This is a genomic window from Streptomyces sp. NPDC029151 (genome assembly GCF_055564315.1).
The window spans coordinates 565,114-579,511 of the sequence record NZ_JBVHWQ010000001.1 but is presented as its reverse complement, the minus strand read 5'-3'; the positions used below and the strand labels follow the sequence as shown (position 1 = coordinate 579,511).

The 14,398-nt window shown below is 68.2% G+C and carries 8 protein-coding genes; 6 read left to right on the top strand and 2 right to left on the bottom strand.

The window, feature by feature from the left end:
* Positions 1–2: 2 nt before the first annotated feature.
* Both ACZ4VF_RS02325 and ACZ4VF_RS02320 read left to right on the top strand, forming a co-directional pair.
* On the top strand, positions 3–5,759 hold the full coding sequence (locus tag ACZ4VF_RS02325; protein WP_467922614.1) for a type I polyketide synthase: 5,757 nt from the start codon (positions 3–5) through the stop codon (positions 5,757–5,759).
* A gap of 30 nt (positions 5,760–5,789) precedes the next feature.
* Entirely contained in the window at positions 5,790–6,617 is an 828-nt protein-coding gene (locus ACZ4VF_RS02320; protein WP_467922613.1) for an acyl-CoA thioesterase, read from the top strand.
* A gap of 191 nt (positions 6,618–6,808) precedes the next feature.
* Here the strand turns inward: ACZ4VF_RS02320 and ACZ4VF_RS02315 are convergent, their stop codons facing one another.
* The gene (locus ACZ4VF_RS02315; RefSeq protein ID WP_467922611.1) at positions 6,809–7,723 is read right to left on the bottom strand and encodes a helix-turn-helix transcriptional regulator; all 915 of its coding nucleotides are present in this window, start codon (positions 7,721–7,723) and stop codon (positions 6,809–6,811) included.
* A gap of 731 nt (positions 7,724–8,454) precedes the next feature.
* Between ACZ4VF_RS02315 and ACZ4VF_RS02310 the strand changes: the two genes are divergently transcribed.
* From ACZ4VF_RS02310 to ACZ4VF_RS02300, 3 genes are all read left to right on the top strand, one after another.
* Positions 8,455–8,604 (top strand): hypothetical protein, encoded by a 150-nt coding sequence (locus ACZ4VF_RS02310; RefSeq protein WP_467922610.1) that lies wholly within the window; start codon positions 8,455–8,457, stop codon positions 8,602–8,604.
* 16 nt (positions 8,605–8,620) lie between these two features.
* Positions 8,621–8,908 carry a hypothetical protein gene (locus tag ACZ4VF_RS02305; protein WP_467922609.1) on the top strand — a complete coding sequence of 96 codons (288 nt, stop codon included), beginning with the start codon at positions 8,621–8,623 and terminating at the stop codon, positions 8,906–8,908.
* A 231-nt stretch (positions 8,909–9,139) separates the two neighbouring features.
* Positions 9,140–9,673, top strand: a complete 534-nt coding sequence (locus ACZ4VF_RS02300; protein ID WP_467922607.1) for an LmbU family transcriptional regulator — start codon at positions 9,140–9,142, stop codon at positions 9,671–9,673.
* Between the two features lie 175 nt (positions 9,674–9,848).
* Here ACZ4VF_RS02300 and alaS read toward each other — a convergent pair whose 3' ends face one another.
* A complete protein-coding gene (gene alaS, locus ACZ4VF_RS02295; protein ID WP_467922605.1) occupies positions 9,849–12,518 on the bottom strand; it encodes an alanine--tRNA ligase in 2,670 nt (889 codons plus the stop codon).
* A 600-nt stretch (positions 12,519–13,118) separates the two neighbouring features.
* Between alaS and ACZ4VF_RS02290 the strand changes: the two genes are divergently transcribed.
* Complete coding sequence (locus ACZ4VF_RS02290) at positions 13,119–13,568, top strand: SRPBCC family protein (protein ID WP_467922604.1); 450 nt, start codon at positions 13,119–13,121, stop codon at positions 13,566–13,568.
* Positions 13,569–14,398: the final 830 nt, after the last annotated feature.

Below are 14,398 nucleotides of genomic sequence, written 5' to 3'. Positions count from 1 at the left end.
CAGTGCCGTTCGACGGGGTTCGCCGGGGCGGCGATCAGTCCGCCGTTCCCGGCTCCGAATCATTCAACACTCGGCTCACTGCGCACGACGTCGGCCATGACGTCAGCCGTCAGGAAAGGCGTATCTCCATGACGAACGAAGACAAGATCCGCTCGTACCTCCGGCGGGCGACGAACGAGCTGGCCGAGAGCCGGCAGCGCATCCGTGACATGGAAGCGCGCGAGCACGAACCGATCGCGATCGTGGGTATGGCCTGCCGTTATCCGGGAGGGGTGGGGGATGCGGCGGGCCTGTGGGATCTGGTGGCCGGCGGTGTGGACGCGGTCGGAGACTTTCCGGCAGATCGCGGCTGGGACGTCGAGCGACTGTACGACCCCGACCCGGAGGCGGTCGGTCGGACGTACACCCGGTCCGGCGGATTCCTTTACGACGCAGCCGAGTTCGACGCGGACTTCTTCGGCCTGAGCCCGCGCGAGGCAATGGCCACCGATCCGCAGCAGCGGCTGCTGCTGGAGACCGCCTGGGAGACGTTCGAACACGCGGGTCTGGACCCGGCGACGCTGCGAGGCTCACAGACCGGAGTCTTCGCCGGCGTCATGTACGCGGATTACGGAACACGCCTGCGGCAGGTCCCCGGTGAGCTGGAGGGCTATCTGTCCACCGGCAGCATTCCCAGCGTTGCCTCCGGTCGCCTGGCGTATTCCTTCGGGTTCGAGGGTCCGGCGTTGACGGTGGATACGGCGTGTTCGTCGTCTCTGGTTGCCTTGCACCTGGCCGTGCAGTCGCTGCGACGCGGTGAGTGTGAGCTGGCACTCGCGGGCGGTGTGACCGTCATGTCACGACCGAGTACCTTCGTGGAGTTCTCCCGGCAGCGCGGGCTGTCGGCGGACGGACGGTGCAAGTCCTTCGCCGCCTCGGCGGACGGCACGGGCTGGGCCGAAGGGGTGGGCCTGGTCCTGGTGGAACGCCTGTCGGTGGCCCGCAAGCTCGGCCACCGCGTACTGGCCGTCGTACGGGGTTCGGCCGTGAACCAGGACGGCGCGTCGAACGGACTGACCGCACCCAACGGCCCCGCGCAAGAGAGGGTGATCCGGGCAGCCCTGGCGGACGCCCGTCTGGCGGGCACCGACATCGACGTGGTCGAGGCACACGGCACCGGAACCCGGCTGGGCGACCCGATCGAGGCGCAGGCACTCCTGGCGACCTATGGCCGGGGGAGGCAGAAGGAGCGGCCCCTGTGGCTGGGCTCACTGAAGTCGAACATCGGTCACAGCCAGGCAGCCGCCGGCGTCGGCGGAGTCATCAAGATGGTCCAGGCCATGCGGCACGGGATACTGCCGCGAACCCTGCACGTGGACGAACCCACCCCGCACGTCGACTGGGAAGCAGGCGCCGTTCGACTGCTGACCGACCAGATCGAGTGGAACGACGATCACGCCCCACGGCGGGCAGCGGTGTCATCCTTCGGTATCAGCGGCACCAACGCACACGTCATCCTGGAGGAAGCCCCCCGCGAGGAAACCACCGCCCCCGCGGTCGACACGAGCGACGACGGGCCCCTGCCCCTCGTCCTGTCCGCGAAGACCCCGGAAGCACTGCGAGCACAGGCACAACGGCTCGCCGCGTTCCTGACCGCGACCGGTGACAGCGCGCCGGGCATCACCGACATCGGCCACACCCTGGCTGCAGCTCGCGCCGAGCTGGAGCACCGGGCCGTCGTCGTCGCGTCGGACACCCGGGGGCTCGTGGCCGCGCTGGAGGGCCTGGCACCCGAGGGGGCCGGTGGCGTGGCCGGGGCAACGGCGACACGCCGGGACGGAGTCGTCGCACAGGGCGTGGCGGACCTCGGAGCGAAACCGGTCTTCGTCTTCCCCGGCCAGGGATCGCAGTGGAAGGGCATGGCGACAGAGCTCTACGGCAGCTCCGCCGTTTTCCGTGATCGTGTGGACGCCTGCGCGGACGCCCTCGCGCCGTATGTGGACTGGTCGCTGACCGATGTTCTCCAGGGAGAGCCCGGCGCCCCGTCGCTGGAGCGGGTCGACGTCGTCCAGCCGGCCCTGTGGGCGGTGATGGTCGCCCTCGCCGCGCTCTGGGAGTCGCATGGCGTCAAGCCCGCAGCAGTCATCGGTCACTCGCAGGGGGAGATCGCGGCGGCGACGGTCGCTGGGGCGCTGTCGCTGGAGGACGCAGCCAAGGTCGTCGCCCTGCGGTCGCAGGCACTCACCGTGCTGACGAAGAAGGGCGGCATGGTGGCCGTGATGCTGCCACACCAGGAAGTGTGCGAGCGTCTCCTGGCCCGGCAGACCGGCCCGGAACACGACCGTGCCGTCGTGGCCGCTGTCAACGGACCGTCCTCGACCGTGGTCTCCGGCGGCACCGAGGCACTCGACGCGCTCATAGCCACCTGCGAGCAGGAGGGCGTCGAGGCACGGCGGGTCGCCGTCGACTACGCCTCCCATTCCCCCCAAGTCGAGGCGCTGCGCGACCAGCTCCTCAGCCTTCTCGCCGACATCCGGCCGCGCAGTTGCCAGGTGACCTTCCACTCCACGCTGACGGGCCGGCGGCTGGACGATACGGCCGCGCTCGACGCGGAATACTGGTACCGGAACCTCCGCCACACCGTCCAGTTCGGCCAGGTGATGCGCGCCCTGATCGAACAGGGCCACGAGGTGTTCATCGAATGCAGCCCGCACCCTGTGCTCGCGGCGGGAGTCCAGGACGCACTCACGGAGGCCGGACGCAACGGCATCGCCACTGGCACGCTGCGTCGCGGCCGAGGCGGCCGACAGCAGTGGCTCGGCGCGCTGGGTGAGGTGTGGGCGCGGGGGGCCGGTGTCGACTGGTCGGGGTTCTTCCCGGGTGGCCGGCTGGTGGATCTGCCCTCGTACGCTTTCCAGCGGGAGCGGTACTGGTTGCAGGCACCCCTCGACGTGGGGGATGTGTCGGCGCTGGGACTACGCGAGGGCGGTCATCCGTTCTTCGGCGCGGCGACGGCGCTTGCGGACGGTGGGCTGCTGGTGAGCGGACGGCTCGACGTGCACGCCCAGCCGTGGCTGGCAGGGCATGCGGTGCGTGACCGGGTGCTTGTACCGGGTGCGGCGCTGGTGGAAATGGCATCCGAGGTCGGGGTACGCGCCGGCCTGGGCCGTGTCGTGGAGCTGGTGCTGGAGGCGCCGCTGGAGCTTCCCGCGGTAGGTGGTGTGCGACTGCAGGTGACCGTGGGCGTGCCGGACCAGGCCGGCAGCCGCGAGGTGAGCATCTACTCGCAGCCAGAAGACTCAGAGGAGACGGAGGCCTGGGCCCTGCACGCCCGGGGCCGGCTCGACGCCGGGGCCCCGACCGCGGCGGCGGAAACGTCGGTGGTGTGGCCGCCGGAGGGTGCCGAGCCGCAGGTCGTCGATGAGATCTATCCGATGCTGGCGGAGGCGGGTTACGAGTACGGGTCGGCGTTCCAGGGGGTGCGTGCTCTGTGGCGGCGTGGTGAGGAGTGGTTCGCCGAGGTGGAGCTGCCGGAGGAACTGTGGGCGGACGCCGAACGGTTCGGGATCCACCCGGCGCTGCTCGACGCGGCACTCCACCCGCTGGCGTTCGCCTCGGTGGTATCCGGGGACGGGCTTGTGCTGCCGTTCGCATGGAAGGACGTCGAAGTACACGCGACCGGGTCGCGGGCGCTGCGCGTGACGTGGAGCGACGACGGCCGGATGACAGCTCAAGACATGACGGGCAACCCCGTCGTCACCGCCGGAAACCTTCTCACCCGTCCGGTGGCCGAGGCCGCGCCGGCTGCGGCTGGTGCGGGTGGTGGGTTGTTCGCGGTGGAGTGGGTGCCGTGGACCGCTCCCGTGCCGCACAGCCGGGCCGGTTCGGTCGCGGTGCTCGGTGACGGGCTGTCGTGGCTGCCCGATGCGCAGCGGTTCGACGATCTCGGTCAGCTGATCTCGGACACGGCCTCGGGCGCACCCGTGCCGGACGCCGTCATCACGATGATCGAGGCCGGCCCTGCGGACAGTCCTGTCGTGGAGCGGGCGCACCAGGCAGCCGGTGAGGTACTGGGCCTGGTCCAGGACTGGCTGGCCGAAGATCGGCTGGCTGCTTCACGGCTTGTCCTGGTCACCCGCGGTGCCGTTGCCGTCGGCGGTGAAGAGCCCGGCCTGCTGGACCTGGGCACCGCCCCGGTCTGGGGTCTGGTACGTACCGCGCAATCGGAGCATCCCGGTCGTTTCACCCTGGTGGACCTCGGCCCCGCCTCGCATGAGACGGTCCCGCACGAGATCTGGCATGCCGCGGAAGACCAGCTGGCCGTCCGTGGCGGGGAAGTACTGACGCCCCGCCTGGCCTCCGTGCCCGGCGGAGACGGCAGTGTGTCGCTGGATCCCGGGGGCACGGTGATGGTGACCGGCGCCTCCGGCACTCTGGGGACTGTGGTGGCCCGGCATCTGGTCCGCACGCACGGAGTACGGCATCTGCTGCTCGCCTCCCGGCGCGGCGCGGACGCCCCCGGAGCCGGTGACCTGGCAGCCGAACTCGCTGCCTGCGGTGCACAGGTCCGTTTCGCCGCCTGTGACGTCGCCGACCCTGACAGCCTCACCGCGGCACTCGCCCTCGTCCCGGCGGAGCATCCCCTGACCGCGGTGATCCACGCGGCCGGCGTCCTGGACGACGGACTGGTGGAAGCACAGACCCCCGGCCGACTGCGCAACGTCCTGCGGCCCAAGATCGACGCTGCCTGGAACCTGCACCAGCACACCCAGGCCATGCCCCTGAAGGCATTCGTACTCTTCTCCTCGATCGCCGGAGTGATCGGCAACGCCGGACAGAGCAGCTACGCCGCGGCCAACACCTTCCTCGACACCCTCGCCGCCCACCGCCACGCGCAAGGACTCCCCACCCACGCACTGGCCTGGGGCCTGTGGGACCAGGACAGCGGCATGACCGGCCAACTCGGCACCACCGAACGAGCCCGCCTGGCCCGCTCCGGCATCAAGGCCCTGCCCACCACAACCGGCCTGGCACTCCTGGACACAGCCCTGCGCACCGACCGGCCCCACCTGGTCCCCGCCGCACTCGACCGAGCCGCCCTGCGCACCGCAGACCCCGACAACCTGCCCGCCCTGCTACGAACCCTCACACCCCGCCGGCGCCGCGCCGCAACCACCACTCCTGCACACACCCACCAGGCCGACACTCTCCGCACGCTCCCACACGCCGAACGCTACGAAGCCGCACTGGAACTGGTCCGCTCCACCGTCGCCGCGGTCCTGGGCCACACCGACACCACAACCATCCCGGCCGACCGGCCCTTCAAGGACCTCGGATTCGACTCCCTGACCGCCGTCGAACTCCGCAACCGACTCAACACCACCACCGGCCTGCGACTCTCTCCCGCACTCGTCTTCGACCACCCCAACCCCCAAGCCATCGCCACCCACCTCACCGAACAACTCACCCCCCACCACCAAACCACCGACACCCAAGAACACGACGTTCTGGTCTCGACGCCCGGCGGCCGATCCGTCGTCGAGGAGATCGATCGGCTCGAAACGCTTCTGTCCCGGCACTCTCCCGGGGCGGAAGAGCACACGGAGGTCGAACTGCGGCTGCGCTCGATGCTGTCACTGTGGCTCATGGCCCGTACCGCAGCGAGCGGCGGCGGATCCGAGGCGGTGCCGGCTGTTCCCGCCACCCCGGGCGAGATCCTCGCCCTCATCGATGCCCACGCAGGGCTGTCGCACCAGACGCCCGCGTATCACGAACGGTAGAGCGACATCTCACGAGCGAAGGAGCCACACATGGCGACTTGGGCCAACAGTGACATCAACCTGCCGCCTCTGGACCCCAGTTGGTGGTCCTGGCACTCCGCGCACGGCGGCCTGCTCGCCGCGATCGCCCTCCGGCACGCCGCCCGGCGGACCGGATCCATGCTTCCCCGGTCCCTGCACGCCTCGTTCCTCTCGCCGGTGACAACCGGCGCGTTGCATCTGTCGGCGAAGACCGAACAACAGAACCTGTCGAGTGTTGTCGTCCGTTCGATGATGCGTCAGGCCGGTGTTCCCGCAGTCACGGTGACCAGTCTGTTCGGCGACGCCGAGGACACGCACATCGGGCACTATCGAGGGCACCGGTATCCGTGCGTTCCGCCCGTCAAGGACTGCGCGCCGTTGGAGCTGCCAGAGGGCCTTGTCCGGTTCGACCGGCACCTGGAGATCCGGATGGACCCCGGCGTCCGGACCCTCGAAGGCGGTGACGACGCTCGGCTCAGCGCGTGGATCCGATTGAAAGACCTCGAACTGGAACCGGCCGAGGCCGCAGTGGTGCTCCTCGATTCAATGCCGCCTGCGCTGTACGGGGTGCTCGACCGGCCGCTCCCGATTCCCTCGGCGGAGATCTCCGTCCGGTTCACCGATCGGATCGCCGAACGTTCTCTTGACGGATGGGCGCTCATCGAGGTGCGGACGGAACAGGCCGGCGCGGGCTGGACGTTGGAGTCCGGTCGGCTCTGGACTCCGGACGGCACCCTGATGGCCGTGAGCCTGCAGACCCGGCGCGTCGTGGTTCCGGCTGAGGAACGGTGGGAGTCCGTTCTCAACGCCACCTGGGAGGAAGCCTTCGTTGCGTGAGATGTCGCCGGGGGGACTGCTCGCCGGGCGTCGCCCCGGCCGGTCCTGACCGTGTGGCAGGGGAGAAAGTTCCCAAGGGCCGGGAGCACGGGCATCGTGACCGCTGGACGGCGGTCCGACGGCCGTGCTCCCGGCCTTTCACCATGGAGGCTTCCGGCCCCGATCGACGCTTCCGGCCTCACACCATCGACTCAGATCCAGCCTTCACGGGTGGCCAGCACACCGGCTTCAAAGCGGCTGCGTGCTTCGAGGCGGGTCATCAGGTCGGCGGCCAGCCGGCGCACCGTACGCAGGGAGACACCCAGCTGACGGGCGGCCATCTCATCCGTGTTGCCCTCGCTGAGAAGGCGGAGCAGCTCGCGTTCCTGCGGGGTCAGACCACGCTGGTCCTTGCGCAGGGGAGTGCCCCAGGGCGTCGCGCGCCGCCAGACCTCCTCGAACAAGGCGACCATCGCCATGACGGCTCCCTCGCTGTACAGGACGAGGGCCCCCTGAGCGGCGTCGCGATGCACCATCGGGACGAGGGCGACCTTGCGGTCCACGATCACCAGCCGCATCGGCAGGCTGGGCACGGTGCGGTTCGCAGCACCCAGGGAGGATAGCCACTGCACGTAGCGCGTGGTAGCGGCGTCGTTGCGCAAACTGTCCTGGTAGACACTGCGGAGGGACACGCCCCGCTCCAGGGCAACCTGGTCCAGCGGCTTGCTCGCCTCCATGTCCTCGGGCTTCTGCGGGCCTCCGAGCATGAACGACAGGCACTCCTCCTTGGCGTTCTCGGCCAGTTCGGCCAAGCGCTCACGGACCATGTCGAGGCCGACGAGGCGTTCGGCGAGTTCGGGTACGAAGTCCCGGCGGGAGCTGCCGTATTCCGAGGCCAGCAGGGTGATCGACTGCCGGGCGTCGTCGAGTTCCTTCTGCTGGCGAGCCAGGGCCGCCGCTCGACGTGAGTGCAGGGCGCTGAGACTGGTGGCGGGATCGACCAGGCGCAATCTGCCGGACCCGGGTTCGGCAGGGCGGAGCAGGTACATTCTGGCGAGTTTGTCGAGGGCCTCCCGTACGGAGTTCTCGGTGAGACCCGAACGGTGACACAGTTCCTCGATGCTCAATCGTGGTGAATCGAGGAGTGAACAGTAGACAACCTCAGCTGCGGGGTCTAAGCCGAGGGCTTCAAGCATTGTTTCGCCTTATCCGTCAGAGGTGGGGCAACTGTCGTGGGGGCGAGGACTCCGTGGCAGCAACCGCTGTCGCCGAATCCGCATGCAATCACTTGGTCATCGGTCCATACCGTGATGATGACTGATCACGGACAACCGATCAACCAACGCAGGGTCAGACGATGAAAAAAATAGCTGTATTGTGCACTTTGTTGGGTCGGTGGGTCGGCGCGGCAGGTTCCTCTCGTGTATGGGCCGGGCGGGCCGCCGGCCGACCTCGCCGGCGTGTACCAGAGACCCTGGGGGCACAGACGCGTCCAAGTCGGCGTACACGACCTCGGGTCCGAGCGCAGGATCGCCCAGCAGGCTGAACACATGTTGTGCCTCATCGGTCCAATCCGGCGAACCGCGCCATTCCACCCGAACTCGACAGTCGGCCAGACTGGTTGAGGGCTTCCCATGTGGCAACTCGTGTCCTGGCAGGTGCGTGCCAAGCTGCTGAACATGCAGGTCCGGGCGGGTGTGGGGGCTGTTTGGATTGGCACCAAGAGACGCAGGAAGTTGATGCCACCGGCAGGGTCTTCAGCGGTGGGCACTCAGCGGACAGACTCGTCTCATCGCTCGATCGGCCGGGTCGGCGATCGAACGGTTGCATCCCTTCCCTCAACTGGAGGAGCCTTTTCATGTCCCGCCTTCTGACCCTTGTCGGAACTTTCATGCTCGCACTGACCGTGGTCGCCGCCGTCGCCGTCGGCGCGGAAGCGGTGGCGCACCCGAGCGCGACGTCCCCCGACAAGCCCGTCGTTCTGGCAGACGGATTCGGTTGGGGATGACAAGGAGTCATTAGCCATGATGCCGGTGTTCGTGCGGATGGTTCCCGCAATACACGCCGCGAGGTTCCATCTCAACCCTGCGGTCGCCGAGGACATCATCTGGGCGTGCGCCGGCTCCCGTGACTGTCTTGAGCATCTGACGGTGGAAGAGGAGCACCGGCTTCTCAGCATCATATTCTTCGTCCGCGCCCATGACGGAGAGAACGCCAGGGACATGGTGGGGCAGCTGATGGGCCGGGTGCTCGCAGGGGCAGGTTACTTCGCGGGGTGGCGGCTGGACGAATGCACGTCCGTGGACCTGTGAGTGACTCTCGCATCGCCCCAGGCTTTGCCCACACTTAGTACACGACGAGAACGAGGAATCGACCGACGCGACAATCAGGAAGGACGAAAGACACAGATGTCGCGAATAACCAAGCCTCGAAGGGCGTCGAACCATACTCTGCCGCATGCCGATACGCGCACCGCGAGAAGTATCGGCAACCAGACCTCCGTCCGGTCGGGGGCAGGAGGGCGGCCCATCGAGGGTCAGGTCATGACGTTCCGCACCTCGCTGTCGCTGCCGCCGCGACTGGAGTTGGAATCGTGGAAGGAAATTGGTCAGAAACTCTCCCGAATTTCCGACTCGTCAACGTGGTGGCTGGGCGACTGGCTTATCTACGGTCGGAACAGGTTCCCCGAGCGATACCGCCGTGCCATCGCTGAGACCTCGCTCGACTACCAGACGCTGCGTAACTACGCCTGGATCGCACGGAAGTTTCCGGCGTCCCGGCGACGGAATGCCCTGAGCTTCCAACACCACGCCGAGGTGGCCGCACTGTCTGAGGACGAGCAGGACAAATGGCTGGCAAGGGCCGAGGAGGGCAACTGGTCGCGGAACGAACTCCGCCAACGACTGAAGCTCGCCCAGACAGGCACGGAAGAAGTCCCCGCAGCCGTGGACAGCATCAAACTGCAGATCTCCCAGGACCAGAAGTCGCGGTGGAAGACGGCAGCCGCTGGCCTCGAGTGCGACCTTGAGGCCTGGATCGTCAAGGTCCTCGATTCGGCGGCCGACCCGGCGTCCTGAGGCCGCACGGCCCGCTCGTCAGCGGCCCAGGGCCGGTGAGCCGGGGCAGCCTCGGAGCAAGAACACGGCCTGTTCGGGTGCGCCCACCGGACTCCTCTGGTGAGCGCACCCGAAACGCGGCGTGTTGAGGTGTTCCTCTGCTGACCCACCGGGGCCTCCGGAGGACCGTGGCACCTTATGCGGCGGTCTCGGTGACGAACCGTTCAACGGCGGCGATGGCGTCGCCGATGGCCTGCGGATTCTGGCCGCCACCCTGGGCGACGTCCGGCTTGCCACCGCCACCACCACCCAGGGTCTCAGCCGCGGTCCGGACCAGCTCGCCGGCCTTCAAACCGTGCTCGCGAGCGGCCTCGTTGGTAGCGATCACGGTCAGCGGACGGCCGTGCGCCACGGTGAAGGCAGAGACGACGGCCGGGCGCGAGCCCAGACGGGCACGCACATCCAGGACCAGCATGCGTAGCTCGTCCGTGCCCACGCCGTCGGCGACCCGCGCGGCGACCACAGCGACGCCATGCACGTCCTTGGCGGAGTCGGCGAGAGCTGCGGCGGCCTGGAGGACTTTCTCCGCGCGGTACTTCTCGATTTCCTTCTCGGCGTCCTTCAGCTTGCCGAGCATGGCGAAGATCTTCTCCGGCAGCTCCTCGGCGCGGCCCTTGACCAGCTCCTGAAGCTGGGCGACCACCGTGTGCTCGCGGGCCAGGAAGTTGTACGCATCGACACCGACAAGGGCCTCGATACGGCGCACGCCCGAACCGATGGACGACTCGCCGAGCAGCTTGACCAGGCCGAGCTGCGCGGTGTTGTGGACGTGCGTGCCGCCGCACAGCTCCTTGGAGAAGTCACCGATGGTGACAACGCGGACCTGCTCGCCGTACTTCTCGCCGAACTCGGCGATGGCGCCCTGCCGCTTGGCCTCAGTGATCGGCATGACCTCGGCATGCACCTCGAGCTCGCGCGCGAGGACCTCGTTGATCTTCTGCTCGACGTCGGTCAGGACCGTGCCCGGGACGGCGTTGGGCGAGCCGAAGTCGAAGCGGAAACGGCCCGGGGAGTTCTCCGACCCGGCCTGGGCGGCTGTGGGACCCAGCGCGTCACGCAGAGCCTGGTGGGTGAGGTGGGTGGCGCTGTGCGCGCGGGCGATGGCCCGGCGGCGACGCACGTCGATGGCGGCGTAGGCGGTCGCGCCCAGGGTCACCTCACCGACCTGGACCGATCCCTTGTGCACATAGACACCGGGGACTGGCTGCTGGACGTCGCGAATCTCCACGACCGCGCCGGAGTGCAGTGTGATCCGGCCCTGGTCGGCCAGCTGACCACCGCCCTCGGCATAGAACGGGGTGCGGTCCAGGACGACCTCGACCTCATCACCCTCGGAGGCGGCGGGCGTAGGGACACCGTTGACCAGGAGGCCGACGACGGTGGTCTCGCCCTCGCTGTCGGTGTAGCCGGTGAACTGGGTAGCGCCGCTCGAATCGGCGATCTCCCTGTAGGCGGTGACGTCGGCGTGGCCGGTCTTCTTGGCCTTCGCGTCGGCCTTGGCCCGCTCCCGCTGCTCCTTCATCAGCCGGCGGAAACCGTCCTCGTCCACCGACAAGCCCTGCTCGGCGGCCATCTCCAGGGTCAGGTCGATCGGAAAACCCCACGTGTCGTGGAGCAGGAACGCCTTGTCACCGGGCAGGACCGTGCCGCCGGCAGCCTTCGTCTCGGTCACAGCGGTGTCGAGGATGTTCGTGCCACCCTTGAGGGCCTTCAGGAACGCCGCCTCCTCCGCCAGCGCGATGGCCTCGATGCGCTGGCGGTCGGTGACCAGCTCCGGGTACTGCTCGCCCATCGTGTCGATCACCACATCGACGAGCTGCTGCACGACCGGGCCGGTCGCTCCGAGCAGGCGCATGTTGCGGACCGCACGGCGCATGATGCGGCGCAGCACGTATCCGCGGCCCTCGTTGCCGGGGGTGACGCCGTCGCCGATGAGCATCACGGAGGTACGCATATGGTCGGCGACCACACGCAGCGACACGTCGCTGTCGTGGACCTTGCCGTAGGCGACGCCGGTCAGCTCCGTGGCCTTGTCGATGACGACTTTGAGCGTGTCCGTTTCATACATGTTGTGGACACCCTGGAGGATCATCGCCAGACGCTCCAGACCGAGGCCCGTGTCGATGTTCTTCGCCGGCAGGTCACCCAGGATCGGGAAGTCGTCCTTGCCCGAGCCTTCACCCCGTTTGTACTGCATGAAGACGAGGTTCCAGATTTCCACGTACCGCTCGTCGTTGACGGCCGGACCACCCTCGACACCGAACTCCGGACCACGGTCGTAATTGATCTCCGAGGACGGACCACACGGACCGGGGACACCCATCGACCAGAAGTTGGGGCCCATACCCAGACGCTGAATGCGTTCGACGGGCACGCCGACCACGTCGCGCCAGATCCGCTCGGCCTCTTCATCCTGCTCATAGACCGTGATCCACAGCTTCTCCGGCTCAAGCCCGTACCCACCCTGCTCCACCGATGTGGTCAGCAGCTCCCAGGCCAGTTTGATGGCACCTTCCTTGAAGTAGTCGCCGAAGGAGAAGTTGCCGCACATCTGAAAGAACGTGCCATGCCGGGTGGTCTTACCGACCTCCTCGATGTCCGGAGTACGCACACACTTCTGCACGCTGGTGGCTCGGGTGAACTCGGGCTTGACTTCACCCAGGAAGTAAGGCTTGAACGGCACCATGCCAGCGTTGACCAGCAGCAGCGTGGGATCATCAGCGATGAGTGTGGCCGAAGGGACGACGGTGTGCTTGCGCTCCTCGAAAAAGCTCAGCCAACGGCGGCGAATCTCTGCCGACTCCATCAGTTCTCCTCACTCCACAGAGACTGGAACGCGCAGGCCGGCAGGCGACATACCAGTCAGCCCGGCGCCGATCTACCCAACAACCGAGAGCACGAGCCTACAGTTGCCCCACACACGAACTCGCCGTCACTGCCTCCCAGATGCGGGCAGCGACGCCGCAAAGTCCGGACAGCTCAGCGTTGCCGACCCCTGGCCGATCACGGGTGACTGACTGGCGGAGAGACAGACTTTCCGACGCTCGTCGGCTCAGAGCAGGCTACGGACGGCCGGCACCAAGAGACGCTGGTCGTCCGTTTTGTCCTGGTGGAACGGTTCGCCATTCCGGTTTCCGCCGCGTTCATCCGGACGAGCGAGCAGGCGAGCGAGGTCTTTCGGACTCCTGGGCGCCGCTCGGACCTGTCGTGGTTCATCGGTAGGCACCTGCCGTACGCAGGGGCTCTTGCCCATCGGAGCCTGCGCCTTCTCCGGGAGGAGCCGACACTGCCGGCCTTGCCGCTCAGGCGGCGGCTGCGAGACGGATGAATCGGAAGCATGACTGCTGGCAGAGCTGGAAACCCGGCTTTCGGCGAGAGACGTCACGGTTCTTGGAGAGGGGCGACCATGTCGCAGGTTGAGGAATCCATCGAGGTCCACGTGCCCGTCAGCGCGGCGTACAACCAGTGGACGCAGTTCGAGGACTTTCCGCAGTTCATGGATGGTGTCGAGCGGATCGAGCAGCGCACGGACACGCTCACGCACTGGAAGACGAAGATCGGTGGGGTGGAGCGGGAGTTCGACGCGGAGATCACCGAGCAGATCCCGGACGAGCGGGTGGCCTGGACGTCGGTGGGCGGTGAGGCCCACCAGGCCGGCGTCGTCACCTTCCACTACATCGACGACCAGACGACCAAGATCATGCTGCAGCTCGACTACGAGCCGGAGGGCCTGGCCGAGACCGTCGGGGACAAGCTCGGCTTCGTCAAGCGGCAGGCCACCGGGGACCTGAAGCGCTTCAAGAGGTTCATCGAGTCCCGCGGCGCTGAGACCGGCGCGTGGCGCGGGGAGGTCTGAACCCGCCCGGCTCAGACAGCGGGTCGGCGGGCTGAGCGCGGTCCTCAGCCGCACGCCCGCCAGGGCGGGGGGCCCGACCGGCGTCATCACCCGCTGCGCGTACTCGCCCAGCGCCCAGGCCGGCTCCGCCGGCCTGGGCCACGCTGGACAGATCGAGGATGCCGAGCTGGTCCGGCTTCTGCTCACCGGGCGCCCACCGGACGGTCTCCTCCCAGTTGAGAGAGAGGACCCGCAGCGGGGGAGTACGGTCCAGAAGGGTGGCCGGCTCGCTGACGCTGCGGGTGGCGGCGGCAGCGTCGTGCTGGTATGGATCGCCGCCGACGAGGAGGGTGTCCTGCCCGCTCGCGGCGGCTGCGCCGGCGAGGCCGAGCGCGGTGACGGTGCGGCCCATGCCGCCGGCCGTTCCTGCTACCGCGATGATCACGCCGCGCCCTTCGTCTATCGCGTGGCCTCGTCGAGCCTCGAGGTGCGAGCCAGGCCCGGCTTCCAGGGCGCGGATGTCCCCTTGAGAGCCAGGAGGGGTGGCCGGGATCGGAGCCGCTCCAGGATCGAGCGAAGACGTCGGCGGAAGCGCACGTCCTCAACGGTGTCACTCTGCTTGGGTTCGATCGCCTTGGGGCGGTTGTCGACGAGCTCGCGCCGTACCGCGAGCGCACACCAAGGAGCGCGCGTGCCGGCCACCGCGACGACCTTCCCCCACCAGGGCACCGGCGCCCATCCCTCGACTGTAGGCAGCGCGCGACGGGGGGCGTCCCGGCCTCCACGATCCGCGGCTCCATCACCCCGTCTCGGAAGGCCCCCCCCGCACGTCACCGCCCGCGACGGCTCAC

Bases quoted from the DNA above. Each gene is read 5' to 3' on its own strand.
- ACZ4VF_RS02300 (WP_467922607.1), top strand. From the start codon at position 9,140: ATGACGTTCCGCACCTCGCTGTCGCTGCCGCCGCGACTGGAGTTGGAA.
- ACZ4VF_RS02290 (WP_467922604.1), top strand. From the start codon at position 13,119: ATGTCGCAGGTTGAGGAATCCATCGAGGTCCACGTGCCCGTCAGCGCG.
- ACZ4VF_RS02310 (WP_467922610.1), top strand. From the start codon at position 8,455: ATGTCCCGCCTTCTGACCCTTGTCGGAACTTTCATGCTCGCACTGACC.
- alaS (WP_467922605.1), bottom strand. From the start codon at position 12,518: ATGGAGTCGGCAGAGATTCGCCGCCGTTGGCTGAGCTTTTTCGAGGAG.
- ACZ4VF_RS02305 (WP_467922609.1), top strand. From the start codon at position 8,621: ATGATGCCGGTGTTCGTGCGGATGGTTCCCGCAATACACGCCGCGAGG.
- ACZ4VF_RS02320 (WP_467922613.1), top strand. From the start codon at position 5,790: ATGGCGACTTGGGCCAACAGTGACATCAACCTGCCGCCTCTGGACCCC.